Here is a 20563-nt window from a genome sequence, read left to right on the forward strand (position 1 = left end):
TTACTCGCATTTACCTTATCTTCCCTTAGGCATAAAGAGCTTATCTGGCATTATTTTGGTATTAAAAAACCTCGTTACCCATTGTTGATGGATGACGAGGTTTTTTGTGTTTTAGGGCTCAGGGGGGTTATAACTCTGAGCTAAATGGCTTTCTGAATCGGCGTTTGTTCCAGCTTCTTACTACAGAGTATCGCCATAAGCCTTGAATGCCAAAATAACCGACAAGGGCGCACGCGACACTGCAAATAAAGCAGCCAAGTAAGAATGGGGGGCCAATCTGGCTCATCTGGTGGAGCAAGAAATCCCACGATAATTCAAAGTGGAAAGCTTGATGTGGAGTGTGCATCAACCATGCCCCGATCTTATATGCGCCATAGAAAAGCACAGGCATAGTGATTGGGTTACTTATCCACACTAAAGCGACAGATAGCGGTAAATTAACACCGAAACAAACAGCTAAACCCGCGGCCATGATCATCTGGCTGGGTAGGGGAACAAAAGCCATAAAAAGGCCAACAGCGAATGCACCCGAAGCAGAACGACGGTTCAGACACCATAAGTTCGGGTTATAGAGAGTGTTGCCGAAAATCTTTAAAGCCTTTTGACGTTTGATCACGTCGTGGCTTGGCAAGAAACGTTTTATAAGTTGTTTAGGCATCTTTATTTCATACTAATCAAGTAACTAAAATGGTTATCCAAGCAGCTGTTGGTTTTTCTATCGGATTATTGTCTCTTCATTACTGGTCTTACGTACCAGCAACTCATGAGTTGACCATTATTACCCTGCTTGGTGGGGGTGTCGCTTTATTCCTACGCTACTATTTATGCCATTATGCCTTGGCAAATGTATTGATATGGGCCCTTGCTGGTGGTTTGTTTGTCTACATTTCAACCAGTAACTATATCTATACAGTGAAACAGATCCCTCCGATGGGAGCGAATATTACCATAGTTGGCATAGTTGATAGCATACAAAATGTGAATATTCCTTCTGATAACTTTGATTTCATTATCAAGGAGTGGCGAGGGCAGCCTGAAACATCCATAAGGGAGATGAAAGTTCGATTTTATTGGGACAAAGCCAATACTCTTAAACAGGGTGAGGTTCTCCAACTTCAAGCGATGCTACGCCGTCCTTACGGTCGAGTGAATCAGGCGGGTTACGATGCCGAAAAATGGTACGTTGGGCATGGCTTTCACGGTCGAGGTCATTTACTTTCAGTTATACCTGCCGCGTCTTCTGCGCTGCAGGGAACTGTTTCTATCAGGCAAAGGTTCTTTGATACCGTTGTTGAACAAGTTATCGATTCCCAACATCATGGACTATTACTGGCTTTAAGTTTTGGTGTGAAAGATGCGCTCACTGCGGACGATTGGCTGTGGTTACGTGATAGCGGGTTGGCACATCTAATGGCTATTTCGGGTTTGCATATTGGTTTAGCCGTGGCGCTAGGTTGGTGGGGAGGGTTGCGTTTACGGGGTGCCTTACCTGAAGCCCCTAATTTGACTTGGCTACCAATGTGGCTTGGACTGTTAGTCGCACTTAGCTACGCATGGTTAGCTGGTTTTAGTGTTCCGACACAGCGTGCGCTACTCATGGCATGTATTGTCATGCTCTTTACGCGGCTGTTAATTCTGTCGCCTGGTTGGTTTATTTTACTACTGACGTTTGTACTCTGCTTGGCGATAGATCCTTTAGCAAGCTACACCATGGGCTTTTGGCTCTCATTTTCGGCTGTGTTTGTGTTGTTGCTTTTACGGGTAAGCCGGCATGATATGGGTGAACAATACGCGATATCAAGCCAACAGGAAGAAGCACTGAATACTCCAAGTAAGCAAAGGGGGCCAAGCAGTTTAGCAACAATGTTATCATCGGGTGTTAACGCGATAACCTGCATACTATTACGGGTGTATCGAGGTGCCAAACAACTGTTGGTTTTACAGCTTTATTTACTGGCCTTAATGCTACCTTTGCAGTGGTACTTCTTTGGTGGCTTTTCGGCATTTGCACCTGTGGTTAATTTTATCGCTTTACCTCTTGTCAGTTTTATCACTGTGCCTTTGATTTTTGCTGCTCTACTTTTCATGAAATGGCCAGAGTTAGCCTCGTTTTTTTGGTGGTTAGCGGACTTTAGTTTGCAGCCTGTAGCTTGGCTTGGTAAGTCTTCAGTTGGTGCTTGGTTTGAGTTTTCTGCTCAATGGTTGCCGCTTGTTGTGATATTTGCTGGTGGCATCTTTAGCCAGCGTGTGCTCCCATTTCGCTTTTTTCCTGCGCTCTATCTTAGTATTTTCGTTGTATTCTGCAGTTGGCAGTGGCGGCAACATCTTCCATTTTTTAATACCTTGCTTCAGCAGACTTTAACATTCGATGGCACTGTTTCTACGCATTCTTCTTCTATGGCTATGAAAAGCGGTGTAACTTCACTCGATGCTTCTGGTGTATTGGAGTGGCGAGTAGATATGCTTGATGTTGGCCACGGCTTAGCGGTGATCATTACCCGCAACGGACGAGCTGTGTTGTATGATACTGGGAATCGTTGGCTGCAAGGGAGCATTGCTTCATCCGTTGTTGAACCCGTTTTGAAAGATAAAGGAATGTATCATTTAGATGGTTTGATCCTGAGTCATGCCGATAGTGATCATGCCGGTGGTTCACACTACATGGTCGACAGATTTTCGCCAAGCTGGAAAAGAAGCAGTGACAACAGGGCTGGGTATTTACCTTGTGTGAAAGGAGAGTCGTGGCAATGGCAGTCGTTATCTTTTACTGTTATTTGGCCGCCTAAGCGTGTGAAACGTGCTGCGAATCCACACTCTTGTGTCATTACAATCAGTGATAAATTGCTTGCACGTCAATATGGCTTCCAAGCAACTGAAGTTTTGCTGACTGGTGATATCGACGCGATCTCTGAGTTATTAATCGCCAGAGCATACCCGCAACTATCTCCTGATGTGTTTTTTGTCCCTCACCACGGCAGCAAGACGTCATCGAGCGTAACTTGGTTAGAGCGGATAACGCCGCAGTTAGCATTAGTCTCGGTCGGACGCTATAACCCTTGGCAACTTCCAGCACCCTCTGTGAAAGCGCGTTATCTGCAGCGTGATATTCCATGGTTGAGTACCGCAGAATTAGGCCAAGTTTCCGTTGTGATTGGGCAAGGAGAGGTACAATATCAAGCGGCAAGAACAAACTTTCGACAGGCATGGTATCGAGATGCTTTTTCTGCTTTGTAGTTAGAAAAGGTAAAGCGACATAGCTAATTTGAAGCTATAGATAACAAGATGAGAAATGGCTGTTGACGGTCACTAGTTAGCCCACCTTCAGGTATAAGGTGGGCATTTAATGAACTTGAGGCTAAAACTATCGCCTCAGCATCATTGTTACGTTCAGGTTATGGGTTAAACAATCTTAAACTGTCTAATCACATCCTGCATATTAACGGCCAGTTGACTAAGCTGCATACACGCCTGAGCCGTTTGAGATGAACCTGTCGCAACCTCCCCTGAGAATTGATTGATATGCTCAACATTACGTTGTAGTTCTTCAGATACAGAGCTTTGTTCACTACAAGCGCTTGCAATTTGAATGCTCATGGCCGCCATATCATTAATTGAAGCCGTAATTTGACCTATGGTATTTCCTGTTTGCTCTGTTTGCTCCACACAGCGAAGAATTAACTCACAGCTATTACTTGTTCCTTGTACTGCTGTTTTTGAACGAGATTGGAGCTTATCGATAATTGAAACGATCTCTTCTGTTGAAGATTGTGTTCGCCCAGCCAAGGTTCTTACTTCGTCAGCAACCACCGCAAAGCCACGCCCTTGTTCACCTGCACGTGCAGCTTCAATTGCTGCATTGAGTGCGAGTAAATTTGTTTGTTCTGCAATGCTTTGGATAACATCTACAACCATACTGATGTTAGAACTATCTTGTTCTAGCTGCTCAACCATCTCGCCCGTTTGTTGGATCACTCTCTGGGCTTGTTGGATGTTTTCGATGCTTAGTTGCACCACGGTTCGACCTTCTTCTGCATCTGAGGTTGCATTGCGAGCTGACTGAGAGGCTTCTTCAGTATTGTTTGCGACATCATTAACTGTGGCCTGCATTTGATTCATGGCCGTTGCGATCAAATTAAGCTGATTTTGCTGTTCGTTCATGCCTTGCGAGGTTTGTTCTGAAATAGCGCTCACTTCTTCAATCGAGGCACTTAGTTGAGTGGCAGTACTTGAAATTTGTTCTATTAGAGCTAGCAATTTGTCCTGCATTTGCTGAAAACTATCAGCGAGCTGACCCATTTCGTCATTGCCAATTTTGTCTCGTGCAATCCGATGTGTTAAATCACCAGACGAAATTTTATGTGCTAATTCCATAACCAATTCAAGGGGGTTACACACTTGACGGCTGAGCAGCGATCCCATTCCGATCATAAAGCCTAGTAGTAAAATTACCCCCACAAACGCATACAAGCGAGTGTCTTCCACCCTTTGGTTACTTGTGGCTTTATCTGAGGTCATATAAGACTGATTTAATTTTTCAAGATTTGATAAAGCAGCTTGTAGTTTTTGAAAGCTACTTAAGCTAGAGAGAACAATGTGATTGGCCTTATCGATATCACGTCGCTTTAATGCCGGAATAAACTCTTGAGATTGATTAAGGTAGTGCTGCCAAGCTTGTGTTACTTGCGTATAGGCTTGCTTATCGTTGTCATCCCATAAACCACTTTCATACTCACTTAGATAGGTATTAATGCGCTTTTCTGAGTCTACAATACCTTGAATCCAATTAATGAGTTGCGGGTGATCTATGTTTGGTAAAAGAGAAAACTGATCTTTACGCAGCGTTATGACTTCATTTTGTGTGTTTTTGACTAAAACAACACTGGGTACTGTGGTTTCGGCGAACTCGACCAAGGAGTCATTCACGTGATTGAGTTGGTTCATTATAAAAAAGATTAGGAAAATAATCGCAGCAGAGATACTGGCGAAAACAGCAAACATTTTTTTTCTGATACTTAAATCGGATATTCTCATAGGATAAATACTTAAAATTGATCTACATAGAGACTGCTGAGGAGTTCTAGCTCTATCAGTATCATCGTTGAAAGCGACTACTTGTTATGGCAATGCCTCAGCAGGATGGTAACGTCATGTTGATTAAGCGGCTAATGTCATGGCGGAATGAAATTATAGAGTGATTACTCAACTGTATTTATGCGCTAAATCACAGCAATAGCCCGATGTTTTATACGAATTGTGTGTTTGCTGACCTTTATGGTCACTTTAACAAGGAAAGAAAGTGCGGATTGTCGATGTTAGGCTGTTCGTTTTTTTACTTATCATTGATGGATTCTTGCAACCAATTAAGTCGTGCTTCAACAAATGCTGGGCTTAACTTGAGGCGGTTTATTGATGGCTTAATTGTATAAAAAGGGAACAGTACGAGTGTGTTAGCGGTAACATATTTGGAGCACAGCATAGATTGAGAGTAGAATAGACAAATAGTTTAAAATAATGATGGTCTTTCATGAATAAGCAGCAACAAGAAACTGAAGCGACGGTATTAGAAACCTTCAAGCTACTGTGGCCTTATATCAGTATTTATAAAGCAGGCTTAGTCGTCGCTATTATTGCGCTGATCGTTAACGCGCTAGGCGATGCAGTACTTATCTCTATGATCAAGCCTTTAATGGATGAAAGTTTTGGTGGGTTAGGTTCGATTGAAACTGACTTCTTAGCGATGATGCCATGGTTTGTACTTGGCTTAATGATAGTCCGAAGCCTAAGTAGCTTTGTCTCGACGTATTGCCTTGCATGGGTGTCTGGTAATGTTGTCATGAATATTCGTCGTAAAATGTTTAATCATTTTATGGCAATGCCTGTGAGCTTTTTTGATAAAGAATCTTCGGGTAGCTTATTGTCTCGTATTACCTACGATTCAGAGCAGGTTGCCAATGCAACCAGTTCAGCCTTGATTAATATTGTTCGTGAATGTACGACAATTGTTTCTCTGGTTGCTTTAATGTTTTGGAACAGTTGGCAGCTCTCTGCGATTTTGATCATCATTGCACCTGTAGTTGCGATTGGTATCAAAATGATTTCTGCACGTTTCCGTAAAGTGTCGCGCGGCATGCAAGACGCGATGGGTTCGGTGACAGCACAGACAGAACAAATGTTAAAAGGCCATAAAGTTGTTCTGAACTTCGGTGGTCAGGAAAAAGAAAAAGCACGCTTTGAAGACGTAAGTAATCAAATGCGTCAACAATCAATGAAGCTAACTGCAGCAAATGCAATCTCGACGCCTGCCATTCAAATGGTCGCTTCGTTAGCGTTGGTTTTTGTTCTGTTCTTAGCGGGTTCTGAATCATTACGCTCTGAATTAACACCCGGTACGTTTGCTGTTGTATTTGGTTCAATGTTTGGTCTAATGCGTCCGATCCGTGGTTTAACCAACGTTAACTCACAATTCCAACGTGGTATGGCGGCATGTGGCACCTTGTTTGCTCTTCTTGATTTAGAGACAGAAAAAGACAATGGTAAACATGAAGTTGAGCGTGTATCTGGTGCGGTAAAAGTGAATGACGTAACCTTTACTTACCCAACGAAAGAGACACCAGCTTTGCGTAATGTTAGCTTTGACTTAGAAGCAGGTAAAACGCTAGCACTGGTGGGGCGTTCGGGGTCAGGTAAGAGTACGATTGCCAACTTGTTGACACGTTTTTATGACATTGATAGTGGCTCTATCAGCATTGATGGTCATGAAGTTAAAGACTACACCTTGAAGAATTTGCGTGAACAAGTTGCTGTCGTTTCGCAAAACGTACACTTATTTAATGACACCTTAGCGAACAATATTGCTTACGCGTGTGGCGATAAATATAGCCGTGCAGAGATAGAAAAAGCAGCTGAGCTTGCATCAGCAATGGACTTTATCCGTGATCTGGATGATGGTTTAGACACTGTCATTGGTGAGAACGGTGTGAGCCTGTCAGGCGGTCAACGCCAACGTATTGCGATTGCACGTGCGCTATTGCGTAATGCCCCAATTCTTATCCTTGATGAAGCGACATCTGCGTTGGATACTGAATCTGAGCGCGCGATTCAATCAGCATTGGATGAGCTACAAAAAGACCGCACTGTGCTAGTGATTGCGCACCGTTTATCAACTATTGAAAATGCCGATCAGATTCTGGTTGTTGATGAAGGCGAAGTGATTGAGCGCGGTAGCCATAGCGAGTTAATTGCAAAAGAAGATGGCTCTTACGCTCAACTTCACCGTATTCAATTCGGCCAATAATGAGTACATTGATTGAGAAAATCTGGTTTCAGCGCCATCCTGCAGGGATAGCGCTGATGCCTGTTTTATGGCCGTTAAGTAAACTTTTCGGCGCAATTAGCCAACACCGTCGTAAGCAATTTACAGCGGGGATAAAGCCATCGTATCGTGCCCCTGTGCCAGTTGTGATTGTCGGCAATATCACGGCTGGTGGTAATGGTAAAACGCCAGTTGTGGTTTGGTTGGTTGAGCAGTTATTAGCACAAGGCTTAAAGCCGGGTGTTGTCTCTCGTGGTTATGGCGGCAAAGCACCGCATTACCCTTACCAAGTCAGTATCGATAGTCCAACTTCTTTTGTCGGTGATGAACCTGTACTTATTCATCGTCGTACCGGTGTGCCCGTAGCCGTTTCACCAGTGCGGGCGGAAGCTGTTCAGCTGCTACTTGCTGAGAAAGAGGTATCGAAACGCGTTGATGTCATTATTACCGATGATGGTTTACAGCATTACGCTCTTCAGCGAGATATCGAAATTGTTGTTATTGATGGTCAGCGTCGTTTTGGTAATCAGCACCTGATCCCTATGGGACCATTGCGAGAGTCTTGTGAGCGTCTTGATGAGGTTGATTTTCAGATCTGTAATGGTGGTAAAGCGCAACCGGGTGAAATTCCTATGCGGCTATCTCCTTCAACTCTGATTAACCTAAAAACAGGTGAGCGATGTTCAGTTACTGAGCTGAAGGACATTGTTGCAATGGCTGGTATAGGTCATCCTCCTCGCTTCTTTGCAACATTACGAGAGCTAGGTGTTGAGCCTATCCATTGTCAGCCATTTGCTGATCACCAAGCATTTAAACAAGAAGAATTAACAGTGTTGGCCACTAAAGGCCAGCACCTAGTCATGACAGAGAAAGATGCGGTGAAATGCCACGCTTTCGCTGAGTCAAATTGGTGGTATTTGCCTGTAGATGCTGAGTTACCAGCGGAACAGGCACAGGACATCATCAGTCAGATTATAAAGGTAAAGGAACAATATGGATCACCGTCTGCTTGAAATCGTTGCATGCCCAGTGTGTAAAGGGAAATTGAACTACGATAAAGAAAAGAACGAACTTATCTGTAAATTTGATCGTCTGGCTTTCGCTATTAATGATGGCATTCCTGTGTTGCTTGAACCAGAAGCACGCACACTGAGTGCAGAAGAGGTTAAATAAAGCATGGCTTTTACTGTCGTTATACCTGCTCGTTATCAATCATCCCGCTTACCGGGTAAACCTTTAGCTGATATTGGCGGTAAGCCAATGGTGCAATGGGTATATGAACAAGCAAGTAAGTCTGGTGCAGATCAAGTTATTGTAGCGACAGATGACCAACGCATTGTCGATGCAGTGACCGCTTTTGGTGGTGAAGTCTGTCTAACGCGCAGTGATCATGAATCAGGCACTGAGCGTTTGGCTGAAGTGGTAGAAAAGTACCAGCTTGCTGATGATCACATTGTAGTAAATGTTCAAGGTGATGAGCCGCTTGTCCCTGAAAGTATTATTCGCCAAGTGGCCGATAATATTGCGCGTTGCGATGCACCTATGGCAACACTGGCCGTTCAGATAGATCATGCGGATGAAGTTTTTAATCCGAATGCGGTAAAGGTTGTTACGGATGCCTACGGGTACGCACTGTACTTTAGCCGTGCTTCGATTCCATGGGATCGTGATAACTTTGCGAAGCGACCGCAAGAGATTCATCAGAGCTTGCTACGCCATATCGGTATTTATGCGTACCGTGCAGGTTTCATTAATACTTATATTAATTGGGAACCGAGTGCGCTTGAGAAGATTGAATCTTTAGAGCAACTTCGTGTGCTTTGGTATGGTGAGAAAATCCACGTTGATGTGGCCATTGATACCCCACCAGCTGGTGTTGATACACCTGAAGATTTAGAAAAAGTGCGTCAGCTTATTGGTTAGATTCTTGAGTTTAAGAATCAATTATAGCCCACAATGAGTGATAAACCGTGAATACAAAAATGCCACCTTAGCGATAAGGTGGCATTTTTATTTGTGGCGAGAGCTGTTCTGTTTTAGCAGTCAGGATTCCTGACTGCATACTAAGCTGATTACGCTTTTGCTGTTTCCACTTCACCATCTTGTTGGAAAATAGATTCATCAGCCTGACCAAGTAAGCGTGATGTAATGGTGCCTGCTGTCATGGAACCACTAACGTTGATAGCGGTACGGCCCATATCAATTAAAGGCTCGATAGAAATCAGTAGACCAGCGAGAGCAACAGGCATATCAAGTGCAGAGAGTACAATCAGAGCGGCAAATGTCGCACCACCACCCACACCCGCAATACCGAATGAACTGATGGTGACAATAGCAACCAATGTTAGGATAAAGCTGATATCCATAGGGTTAATACCTACAGTTGGTGCAATCATCACAGCCAGCATTGCAGGGTATAAGCCAGCACAGCCGTTTTGCCCCATAGTTGCACCAAATGATGCCGAGAAGTTTGCAACGCCTTCACCATTACCTAGCTGCTTCACTTGCGCATCAATGTTCAATGGAATTGTGCCTGCGCTTGAGCGAGAAGTGAATGCAAAGGTAAGTACTGGCAGAACCTTTTTCAGGAAGCGAATCGGGTTAACGCCAACCAAAGATACCAGAACAAGGTGCATAACCAGAATGATACCTAAACCAACGTATGACGCCATTACAAAGTTAATGAGGCTTAGAATGTCATCAAGGTTTGAGCCTGCAACTACTTTGGTCATGAGCGCAAGTACGCCGTATGGGGTTAGACTTAACACCATACGTACCAGAGTACGAACAATTTCCTGAGCAACTTGCACAAATTTCTCAAAGCTTGCACCAAGTTCAGGTTGAGTGCGAATCACGCTCAGGCCAGCCACACCGATGAAAGCAGAGAAGATAACAACAGCAATGGTTGAAGTTGCACGGCTACCTGCTAGATCTGCGAATGGGTTACCAGGGAAGAAGGAAATAATCATATCGGCAAATGAGATTGCTTCGACAGTTGAAAGGCGTGTTTCTAAGAGTTCACCGCGTGCGATCTCGCGAGCACCTTGCACAATGCCTTCTGCTGATAGACCAAACAGGTGGCTAACGAACAGGCCGATCACAGCAGATGCGGCAGTAGTCGCGAGTAAAATACCAATCGTCAAACCTGAAATCTTACCCAGCGAACCTGAGTCTTTTACTTTAACGATAGCGCCAATGATAGACACCATGATTAACGGCATGATGATCATTTTTAGTAGGCTAACGTAACCAGAACCCACAATGTTCACATATTCTAATGTGCTACCAATGACAGCGCTGCCGCCACCGTAAATGACTTGTAGAGCGCCGCCAAATAACACACCAAGACCAAGACCAGTGAATACACGCTTAGAGAGAGTTTGATCTGTTTTTTGCTGTTTCGCTAATAACGCGATGAGTAGGGCGAAAATCGCCAAGTTAATAATCTGATACATAATCTCTAGCCACCTAACTGCTTGATATGTGATTCTTGTAATGGCTGAAATAATAAAGAGGTGTGATGAAAAACGGGAGCGGTTTCTATAGCGATCACTATATGAATTTGGCACATGATATAACAAAAATTGCTATCAGCGTGGAATTCGGCTGTTTTGTGCTCATATAATGTAAAAAGCCAGCTAAGTTAGCTGGCTTCGAGGTTTATACTGAATGTGAGTCAATTATTGCTTTTAATGACTGTTAAGAAAAAGCTTCATCGTGAGTGATAACAACAGCGGTCTTGGGTGTTTCTTTTTTTATTAGCTGTTCATTATTACCGATAATATTACGTAATTTTTGCCACCATTGTCCTAGCGTTTCATGCCAATAACGCTCTGTTTGCTCTAAATATTTAGCTTGTGGTGTGTATTTGGCCCAAGGCTGTTCAATATTGCGGTGAGCTAAATAGTTAGTTGGCGCAGGTGTTGGCTGTAAACCCGCCTCATTAAATTCAAACAAAGCGCGCTCCATATGGCTGGCTGATGTCACTAACACGAGGTTTTTATTACCTACCACCGACGAGGCTTGGAAAGCTTCTTCCCATGTGTCTTTTGCAGTTTCAAGCAGTAATATGTCTGTCTTATTGATGCCCAGAGAGAGGGCAACTTTTGCCATCATTCGAGCTTGGCTAATTTCAGTACCACCGCCGTAACCCGATAGAATCATTTTGGCACTTGGGTATAAACGGTGAATTCGAATTCCCTCTGATAAGCGCATTAGTGCTGTGCGCGAGAGCTCGGATGTAACCGGGATGTTTTTATCTATGACATGGCCACTACCTAACACCATGATGTAATCAACAGGCTTGTTGCTGGGTATAAACCCCGTATATTGACGTTCAAGTGGGTAGAGTAATTTTGTCGAGATTGGTTGGAATGCAAATAAAAATATTCCTAATAACGAGGTGGTCAATAGAAGAGACGCGAGGCCTTTTCGTTTGGTGAACCACAACACCAACAAGCCGAATAGGCCTAAAATCAGCATTGCGGGAAGTGGCATGAGTAACGCCGATATCAATTTTTTTAGTTCAAACATACAATCTAGCCCGAAAAATCAGCAGTTGAGCTTAAAAAGACATCACAAGCCTTTATTCCTATAGAGCTTGTGAGAAAATAAACACCATTTTAGAACCGCTATCATAACGTAAAGCAGCCGTGATCAAAGATCGAAATTTTGACGACCTAGCGCAAAAATTTGCTAAAAACATTTACGGCACTGCCAAAGGGCAGATCCGACAGACTGTTGTATGGCAAGATTTGCAGCAAATATTAGCGGCATTGCCCGATAACAAACCGTTATCTGTGCTTGATGCCGGAGGCGGTGTAGGCCAATTGTCACAAAAGTTGGCAGAATTGGGCCATGAAATTACATTGTGTGATCTCTCTGGTGAAATGCTGAAATTAGCCGAGCAAGACATTGCTAAAAATGGCTTGCTTGAGCAGTATCGGTTGGTTCACAGTGCTGTGCAGGATATTGGGGAGCACCTAGCGGAAAAGCCGGATTTGATTTTATTCCATGCTGTCATGGAATGGTTAGCTGATCCGCAGCAGGCTTTAGATAGTTTACTTGAGCAAGTTAAGCCAGGCGGCATTATTTCGGTGATGTTCTACAACTATAACGGCCTGCTATTTAAGAATTTGATTTGTGGCAACCTGACGCATGTAGAAGAAGGGATGCCACATCGTAAACGCTTCAAGCTTCAGCCTTATCAAGGTATTAAACCTGATGATGTTTATCAGTGGCTTGAAGAGAGCGGTTTTCAGATCCTCGGTAAAACAGGTGTGCGCACATTCCATGATTATATGCGCGATACCATGGTTGGGGATTACAGTTTTGAACAAGTTCTTGAGATGGAGCAGAAGCTTTGTCGTCAAGAACCTTATTTGTCATTAGGGCGCTATATTCACGTGTACGCACAAAAGCCAGTTACGGCTGAGACAAATACTATTAACAGCAAAAAGGACAACGGATGAGTGAAGTTACCCAGACCGTTCCTGAGTTGGTAACTTGGGTTAAGCAGCATGATTTCTCGCTTAACTTACCAACTGAGCGGCTGGCGTTCTTGTTGGCGATTGCTGTTTTAAGTAGCGATCGCTTTGAAGAAGAGTTAGGTGAAGGTGAGCTGATTGACGCATTTCGCATTGTGAGCGATTTGTTTGAACAATCAAAAGAGACGCTCGCTTTTCGTGCCAATAACGCCATCAATGAGTTGGTTCGCCAACGTCTTATTTCTCGCTTTACCAGTGAAGTGAACGACGGAGCCAGCATTTATCGCTTAAGCCCGTTGGCTTTAGGTATCACAGACTATTACGCGCGTCAGCGAGAATACTCAACGCTTAAATTATCGATTCAGCTTGCTATGGTGGCAGACGAAATCAATAAAGCCGCAGTTGCCGCAAAAGAAGGTGGTGACGAGAAGTACTGGCGTACCAATGTGTACGCGGTATTAAAGTATTCTGTCGCTGATATTTTCGATCGCATCGATTTGAACCAGCGCACCATGGATGAGCAACAACAGCAAGTGAAACACGATATTGCTGAACTGCTTAATCAAGATTGGCAAGCGGCAATCTCAAGTTGTGAAAGCCTATTGAATGAAACGTCAAGCACCCTACGAGAGCTGCAAGATACGCTGCAAGCAGCGGGCGATCAGCTACAAACGCAATTGCTTGATATTCAAGAAGCGACTCAGGGCCATGCTGAATTAGATTTCGTTGATGGCATGATCTTCGTCTTGCAGATGAAGCTTGACCGTATTATCAGCTGGGGTCAGCAAGCTATTGACCTATGGATTGGCTACGACCGACACGTGCATAAATTTATCCGTACCGCGATTGATATGGATAAAAACCGCGCTTTTAGTCAGCGTCTGCGCCAGTCAGTTACCGATTACTTCGATAACCCATGGTTGCTCACTTATGCCGATGCCGATCGTCTACTTGATATGCGCGATGAAACGCTCGTATTGCGTGATGATGAAGTGACTGGTCTAGTGCCAGAAGAAATGGAATTTGAAGAGCTCAGCCTAGTCAATGATCAACTTGCCGACCAAGTTGCTGCTATGCTGCAAGCCCATAAAGCCACAGGCGCAGCTATTAACCTTAGTGCGCTATTAAAAGACTATCTTGCTCAGCATCCTCATGCTCAGCATTTTGATTTATCGCGGATCGTTATCGATCAGGCCGTTCGATTGGGTTACTCCGAATCGGACTTCAATGCCATTCAGCCCGATTGGGAAGCGATTAACGACTACGGAGCTAAGGTACAAGCCAATGTCATCGATAAATATTGAAGAATTTATGCCGGAGAAGTTGGCTAAAGCAATTGCTAACCCACTTTTCCCTGCTCTTGATAATGCGCTGCGTTCAGGCCGTCATATTTCGAGCGAAGATTTAGATAATCACGCACTACTGATTGATGCAGAGCGTGAGTTACACATGTTCTACAAGCGCTACAACGCAGAATTAGTGCGTGCCCCAGAAGGTTTCTTCTACTTGCGCCCGCGTTCAACATCGCTTATTGGCCGTTCGGTATTGGCTGAAGTTGATATGTTAGTGGGGAAAGTATTGTGTTTCCTTTACCTAAGCCCAGAGCGTTTGGCGCATGAAGGTATTTTTACTAACCAAGAGCTATTCGATGAGCTAATGACCTTAGCTGATGAACCTAAGCTAATGAAATTAGTGACGAATCGAGCGTCTGGCTCAGATTTGGACCGTGAAAAACTGTACGACAAAGTAAAAACATCACTGCGTCGTTTACGTCGTTTAGGCATGATCATTCCTGTGGGTGAAAACGGTAAATTCCGCATTAGCGAATCGGTATTCCGCTTTGGTGCCGATGTACGCAGTGGTGATGATGTGCGTGAAGCACAACTTCGCTTGATCCGTGATGGTGAGGCTGTGGTTCACCACCAAGAGCCAAGTCAATCTAGCCTGCTTGACGAGCAAGATGCTCATGAAGAACACGAAGAACAACTAGAGCTCCCAACAGAGCCAGAACAAGAAGGTGAAGTGTGATGGAACGCGGTAAGTATCAATCGCTCACCATGGTTAACTGGAACGGTTTTTTTGCCCGTACCTTTGACATTGATAACCTAGTAACAACCCTATCGGGCGGTAACGGTGCAGGTAAGTCGACCACGATGGCGGCGTTTATTACCTCACTGATCCCCGATCAAAGTCTACTGCATTTTCGTAATACCACGGAAGCGGGCAGTTCAGCGTCTTCACGCGACAAAGGCTTACACGGTAAGTTAAAGCCGGGTGCCTGTTATTCTGCACTTGATGTAGTTAACTCGAAAAACCAACGTATTATCTTTGCGGTACGCCTACAACAAGTGGCGGGTCGTGATAAGAAAGTGGATATCAAGCCTTTCATTATTCAAGGCTTACCGTCACACATTAAGCCAACTGAAATCTTGGTTGAGACGGTATCGGAAACACAAGCGCGTGTTCGCCAATTGAATGAAGTAAAAGACGGTATTGCAGAGATTGAAGGTGTTGTATTCAAAGCCTTTAACTCAGTAACTGATTACCATGCGCAAATGTTTGAATTCGGTGTACTACCGAAGAAACTGCGTAACAGTACCGACCGGTCTAAGTTCTACCGTCTGATCGAAGCCTCGCTGTACGGTGGTATTTCTAGTGCGATCACCCGCTCTTTGCGTGATTACCTATTGCCGCAAAACACAGGTGTTAAGAAAGCCTTCCAAGACATGGAAGCAGCACTGCGTGAAAACCGTATGACGCTAGAAGCGATCAAGCTAACACAAAGCGATCGTGATTTATTTAAGCACTTGATCTCAGAAGCGACTAACTATGTTGCGGCTGACTACATGCGCCACGCCAACGATCGTCAACAGCGGCTAGATAAGACATTACGCTTACGTGGTGAACTACTGGGTTCGCGTCAAAGCTTGATGGATCAGCAATCAACCTTGACTAATCACAGTGCTGAGCTTGATGAACTGACCGAACGTGAATCATCACTAGAACAAGATCATCAAGCGGCATCGGATCATCTACAGTTGGTGCAAACGGCTGTTCGTCAGCAAGAAAAGATCGAGCGTTACAAAGAAGATCTTGAAGAGCTGACTGAGCGCCTAGAAGAGCAAGTGATGGTGGTGGAAGAAGCCGCTGAACAACTTGCAATGGCTGAAGAGCAAGCGCTATTAACGGAAGAAGAAGTTGATAGTCTAAAAACACAACTTGCTGATTACCAACAAGCGTTGGATATGCAGCAAACGCGTGCACTTCAATATCAACAAGCGGTTCAAGCACTGGAAAAAGCACGTCAGCTTTCAGGTGATGAACAACTGCTTGCGGATAATGCCCCAGCTTATCTTTCTCAGCTTAAGCAGGCTGAAGAACAGAAAACTACAGCACTCTTGGCGCTTAAGCATAAGCTTGATATGTCATCGGCTGCGGTTCAACAGTTTGAAAAAGGTTTGCAGATTGTCACGACGATTGCAGGTGCAGTCGATCGTGCACAAGCTGGCACGAAAGCGAAAGAGCTGATTGCCCATGCTCGTCAACTCCGTCATGTGGCAGAGCGTGGTGAACAACTTAAAGCACAATACCGTGATTTAGAGCGTAGCGTTCGTCAACAACGTCAAGCCAAAGAGTTAGCGGAAGCCTACAGCAAACGCTTTGCCACTCAAATTGACGGCGATCTTGCATTAGCGGAAGAACAAGCCCGCCATGAAGCAACACTTGAGTCGTTAGAGCAAACACAAGAAAGCTTGGTTGAGCAGCGTAGTGAATTACGTGGCCAAGAGCAGCAACTCGCAGTGCAAATCAAGCAACATGAAGCGAAAGCGCCTGCTTGGATTGCGGCAAGTGATGCACTTGAAAAGCTGGCTGAACAATCGCAATTAGAGTTGTTCGATAGCAACGCTGTAATGAGTGCCATGCAGCAAACGCTGGATAGCGAACGTCAAGTATCGGCAATGCGCGATCAGTTGGCGCAGCGTAAGAGCCAGTTAGAAAAAGATATCGAGCGTCTTGCTCAACCAGGGGGTAGCGATGATTCAGAGCTACGTTCACTGGCAGATACGTTAGGCGGCACCATGCTGTCTGAGATCTATGACGATATCACGCTAGCTGATGCGCCGTATTTCAGTGCGATGTACGGTCCTGCGCGTCATGCGATTGTTGTTCCTGATCTTAAAGGCATTAAAGACAAGCTGATTGCGCTAGAAGATTGTCCTGACGATCTTTACATTATTGAAGGTGATGCTGATTCATTTGATGACAGCGGCTTTGATGTGGATGAGCTAGAGCAAGCGGTTTGTGTTCACTTAAACGATCGTCAACTACGTTATTCGCGTTTCCCGAAAGTACCATTGTTTGGTCGTGCGGCGCGTGAACAACGTTTAGAGCATTTACGTGAAGAGCGCGATCAAGTTGTTGAAGATCACGCAAAAGCAGCATTTGATTCGCAAAAACTACAGCGTTTGTACCAAAGCTTTAATAGCTTTGTTGCGACTCACATGTCGGTTGCATTCCAGCCAGATCCAGAAGCAGAGCTGAAAGCAGCACGTGACAAGCGTAACCAATTGGTGCGTCAGCTGTCTGAAATGGATGCGCAAGAGCAGCAACAACGTAGCCAGTTAACGGCGGCGCGTGAAGGTTTAACATTGCTGGGCAAACTAAGCCCAATGGTCAACCTGCTTGAAGACGAAACTGTTGTTGAGCGTTTTGCAGAAATCGAACAACAGCTGTCTCAACTTGATGAAGCACGTAACTACCTTGACCGCCACGGTAAGGCAATTTCTGAGCTTGAAGGTATCGCCTCGGCGCTAGATGTTGACCCGCAGCAATTTGATGCGCTAAACATCCAGTACCAAGATGCAGACCAAACACTGCAAGCATTGAAGAAAGAAATCTTTGCAGTTGCAGATTTAGCAGAGCGCCGTCACCACTTTGGTTACGCTGATTCTGTTGAATTGCTTGGCAAGAGTTCAGAGCTTAATGAACAGCTTAAAGCCAAATTGGTTGCTGCTGAGCGTGAACGTAACCGTTGCCGTGATGCGCTGAAACAAGCGCGTGCACAAGCGAACCAATACAATCAGCTAATGGCATCGTTGAAGAGTTCGCATCAAGCGAAACTGGAAACCGTGCAAGAGTTCGAGCGTGAGCTACAAGAGTTGGGTGTACGTGCCGATGTGGAAGCAGAAGAGCGCGCTCGCTTACGCCGTGATGAACTGAACGAGCGCTTACAAAGTTCTCGTACTCGTCGTAGCCAACTTGAAAAAGCGATCACCTCAATTGAGCTTGAGATGAAAGGCTTGGCGAAACGTCTACGCAAAGTGGGCAAAGAGTACCAAGATTTGCGTAAGCTGGTGGTGAATGCCAAAGCAGGCTGGTGTGCTGTATTGCGTTTAGCGCGTGAAAACGATGTTGAACGTCGTCTACACCGTCGTGAAATGGCCTACATGTCTGCTGATGAGTTACGTTCACTGTCGGATAAATCACTGGGTGCCTTGCGTCTAGCGGTTGCGGATAATGAAGATCTGCGTGATTCACTGCGTGCATCGGAAGATATTTCACGTCCAGAACGTAAAGTCTTGTTCTACATCGCAGTGTACCAACACCTGCGTGAGCGTATTCGCCACGATATCATTCGCACCGATGATCCGGTTGAAGCGATTGAAGAGATGGAAGTGGAGTTAGCCCGTCTAACAGAAGAGCTAACAGCACGTGAGCAACGCCTAGCAATCAGCTCTGACTCTGTCGCGAACATTATTCGTAAAACGATTCAGCGTGAGCAAAACCGTATTCGTATGCTAAACCAAGGCTTGATGAACATTGGCTTTGGTCAGGTGAAAGGCGTGCGTCTAAACGTTAAAGTACGTGAGACGCATGAATCACTATTGGCAGGTTTGGCTGAGCAGCAAGACCAGCATCAAGACTTGTTTGGTAACAACCGTTTGACCTTCTCTGAAGCGATGGCGAAGTTGTTCCAACGTTTGAATCCACATATCGATATGGGTCAACGTTCGCCACAAATCTTGGGTGAAGAGCTATTGGATTACCGTAATTACCTAGAGCTAAGCATTGAAGTGAACCGTGGTACAGACGGTTGGCTACAAGCGGAGTCGGGTGCACTCTCAACGGGTGAAGCAATTGGTACAGGTCAGGCAATCTTGCTGATGGTTATCCAAAGCTGGGAAGAAGAATCTCGCCGTTTACGTGGTAAAGATGTTATTCCTTGTCGCTTGCTGTTCTTGGATGAGGCCGCACGTCTGGATGCGAAATCTATCTCGACCTTGTTCGAGCTATGTGACCGCTTAGATATGCAATTATTGATTGCTGCGCCTGAAAATATCAGCCCAGAGAAAGGGACGACCTATAAGCTTGTGCGTAAGATCTTTAAAGACCGTGAACACGTACACGTGGTGGGCTTACGTGGTTTTGGTCAAGAACCTAAGCCGCAAGCTAACATTCAAGACATGCTGGATTTAAACCCTGCAAGTGTTGAGTAGCAACGTAAGTAAGCATCGATAAATACCTTCAAAGGTCAGCATTTGCTGGCCTTTGTTATTTCTGAGTGTTTGCGAAATTCATTAATTGTCAAAGCTGTCTTGTCGGTTAGGAATTCCCGTTTTTTCGGTGAGAGCCGCCAAATTAGCGAGTCGTTTCTCTAAAGACTAATTCAAAATTAATATTGGCTTGTAGTGGCAATTGACGCCCATCTCTGTGCTTTTCTACTAACATATTGACGGCTTGTAAGCCCATCATTCCGGAGTGAATTTTTACGGTTGTGAGTGGAGGGGAGGTAAATTTTGCGGAAGGTATATCATTTACGCTAACCAATGCGATTTCTTCTGGCACTTTTATTCCTTTTTCATTGAGAGCCCTCAGTACACCTACTGCTATTGAGTCATTTGCGATGAATAATGCTTGTGGATGATCTGACTTCGACAACATCTCGCAGGCAAGTTTATAACCGGAAAGGCTAGAGAACTCTCCTCTATAAATATCTTCTTGAGCCACTATACCTAGGTATTCACCGTACAAGCTAAATGTTGATTCACGAATATCGACCTTATTTTTCTCATCATAGCCTCCAATGAACCCGACTCTTTGATAACCTTGATTATGGAAGAAGTCTACAACGCTGCGACTTAATTGGCGGAGGTTTACATTAACGGAATCATAATTTGAAGTCTCATCGTGGAAATCAACCAAACATATATTATCTGTTAATTTATTTGCATTGTTTATGGCTTCTTGCCCATAGCCTACAACGATCACGCCAGTAATATTGCTGCGTTTAATCAACGGCTCGCCTTTAAACTGATGAGTAAGTGAAATATCAAGCTTGTCACACTGCATTTCTATTCCGTGGCGTATCGAAAGATAATAGGGGTCATCAACTTCTACATCGCGGCCATAATTATAAATGACCAAGAAAGAGTGAATATCTTCATTCTTTGTTTTATTAAACTGGTATTGTAACTTTTCTGCTATTTCAAGAACTCTGTGTCTTGTGCCATCTTTTACACTTAGGGTTTTATCATCATTTAAAACTCGTGAGACAGTCGAAATAGAAACATCCGCTTTTTTAGCAATTTCCTTCAGTGTCGCCATGATTCCCTCTTTCAACCATCAAAAGAAAGGTTTAGTAAAACATACACTAAACATTATTATAGTGACATGCTTAAAAGTTCAGAGTTTGGCAATGTAATCATTGTTTCCATATTCGCAATTTAATACCAACCCATTGTTCGCACAGTGTTTTGTTAGTTTT

At 44.4% G+C, this 20563-nt stretch carries 14 protein-coding genes; 9 read left to right on the forward strand and 5 right to left on the reverse strand.

Going from position 1 to position 20563, the window contains the following annotated elements; translation table 11 throughout:
* Nucleotides 1-127: 127 nt before the first annotated feature.
* A complete protein-coding gene (locus OCU77_RS06490; RefSeq protein ID WP_107302387.1) occupies nt 128-658 on the reverse strand; it encodes a DUF2062 domain-containing protein in 531 nt (176 codons plus the stop codon).
* 29 nt (nt 659-687) lie between these two features.
* On the opposite strand from OCU77_RS06490, the gene OCU77_RS06495 reads away from it, so the two are divergent.
* The gene (locus OCU77_RS06495) at nt 688-3234 is read left to right on the forward strand and encodes a DNA internalization-related competence protein ComEC/Rec2 (RefSeq protein WP_107302388.1); all 2547 of its coding nucleotides are present in this window, start codon (nt 688-690) and stop codon (nt 3232-3234) included.
* A gap of 165 nt (nt 3235-3399) precedes the next feature.
* Here OCU77_RS06495 and OCU77_RS06500 read toward each other — a convergent pair whose 3' ends face one another.
* Complete coding sequence (locus OCU77_RS06500) at nt 3400-5031, reverse strand: methyl-accepting chemotaxis protein (RefSeq protein ID WP_048897102.1); 1632 nt, start codon at nt 5029-5031, stop codon at nt 3400-3402.
* Nucleotides 5032-5524: 493 nt separating this feature from the next.
* On the opposite strand from OCU77_RS06500, the gene msbA reads away from it, so the two are divergent.
* The 4 genes from msbA to kdsB are packed head-to-tail and all read left to right on the forward strand — an operon-like array spanning nt 5525 to nt 9235.
* On the forward strand, nt 5525-7294 hold the full coding sequence (msbA, locus tag OCU77_RS06505; protein ID WP_048897103.1) for a lipid A ABC transporter ATP-binding protein/permease MsbA: 1770 nt from the start codon (nt 5525-5527) through the stop codon (nt 7292-7294).
* Between the two features lie 8 nt (nt 7295-7302).
* Complete coding sequence (lpxK, locus tag OCU77_RS06510) at nt 7303-8325, forward strand: tetraacyldisaccharide 4'-kinase (RefSeq protein ID WP_193391639.1); 1023 nt, start codon at nt 7303-7305, stop codon at nt 8323-8325.
* Entirely contained in the window at nt 8306-8485 is a 180-nt protein-coding gene (locus OCU77_RS06515) for a Trm112 family protein (protein WP_048897105.1), read from the forward strand. The genes lpxK and OCU77_RS06515 overlap by 20 nt, the downstream gene beginning before the upstream one ends.
* Before the next feature lie 3 nt (nt 8486-8488).
* On the forward strand, nt 8489-9235 hold the full coding sequence (gene kdsB, locus OCU77_RS06520; protein ID WP_048897106.1) for a 3-deoxy-manno-octulosonate cytidylyltransferase: 747 nt from the start codon (nt 8489-8491) through the stop codon (nt 9233-9235).
* A gap of 149 nt (nt 9236-9384) precedes the next feature.
* Here kdsB and OCU77_RS06525 read toward each other — a convergent pair whose 3' ends face one another.
* Nucleotides 9385-10767 (reverse strand): L-cystine transporter, encoded by a 1383-nt coding sequence (locus tag OCU77_RS06525; RefSeq protein WP_048897107.1) that lies wholly within the window; start codon nt 10765-10767, stop codon nt 9385-9387.
* A 244-nt stretch (nt 10768-11011) separates the two neighbouring features.
* Nucleotides 11012-11845, reverse strand: coding sequence for an envelope biogenesis factor ElyC (gene elyC, locus OCU77_RS06530; RefSeq protein WP_107302389.1), 834 nt, complete (start codon nt 11843-11845; stop codon nt 11012-11014).
* Nucleotides 11846-11964: 119 nt separating this feature from the next.
* Between elyC and cmoM the strand changes: the two genes are divergently transcribed.
* The 4 genes from cmoM to mukB are packed head-to-tail and all read left to right on the forward strand — an operon-like array spanning nt 11965 to nt 19295.
* Nucleotides 11965-12783, forward strand: coding sequence for a tRNA uridine 5-oxyacetic acid(34) methyltransferase CmoM (gene cmoM / locus OCU77_RS06535; RefSeq protein WP_048897108.1), 819 nt, complete (start codon nt 11965-11967; stop codon nt 12781-12783).
* Nucleotides 12780-14102 (forward strand): chromosome partition protein MukF, encoded by a 1323-nt coding sequence (gene mukF, locus OCU77_RS06540; protein WP_048897109.1) that lies wholly within the window; start codon nt 12780-12782, stop codon nt 14100-14102. Before cmoM ends, mukF begins: the two co-directional genes overlap by 4 nt.
* The gene (mukE, locus tag OCU77_RS06545; protein WP_048897110.1) at nt 14083-14826 is read left to right on the forward strand and encodes a chromosome partition protein MukE; all 744 of its coding nucleotides are present in this window, start codon (nt 14083-14085) and stop codon (nt 14824-14826) included. The genes mukF and mukE overlap by 20 nt, the downstream gene beginning before the upstream one ends.
* Nucleotides 14826-19295 (forward strand): chromosome partition protein MukB, encoded by a 4470-nt coding sequence (gene mukB, locus OCU77_RS06550; RefSeq protein ID WP_107302390.1) that lies wholly within the window; start codon nt 14826-14828, stop codon nt 19293-19295. Before mukE ends, mukB begins: the two co-directional genes overlap by 1 nt.
* Nucleotides 19296-19437: 142 nt before the next feature.
* Here mukB and ebgR read toward each other — a convergent pair whose 3' ends face one another.
* Nucleotides 19438-20403 carry a transcriptional regulator EbgR gene (gene ebgR / locus OCU77_RS06555; RefSeq protein WP_048897111.1) on the reverse strand — a complete coding sequence of 322 codons (966 nt, stop codon included), beginning with the start codon at nt 20401-20403 and terminating at the stop codon, nt 19438-19440.
* Nucleotides 20404-20563 lie beyond the last annotated feature (160 nt).

Source organism: Photobacterium swingsii (genome assembly GCF_024346715.1).
Taxonomy (GTDB): Bacteria; Pseudomonadota; Gammaproteobacteria; order Enterobacterales; family Vibrionaceae; genus Photobacterium; species Photobacterium swingsii.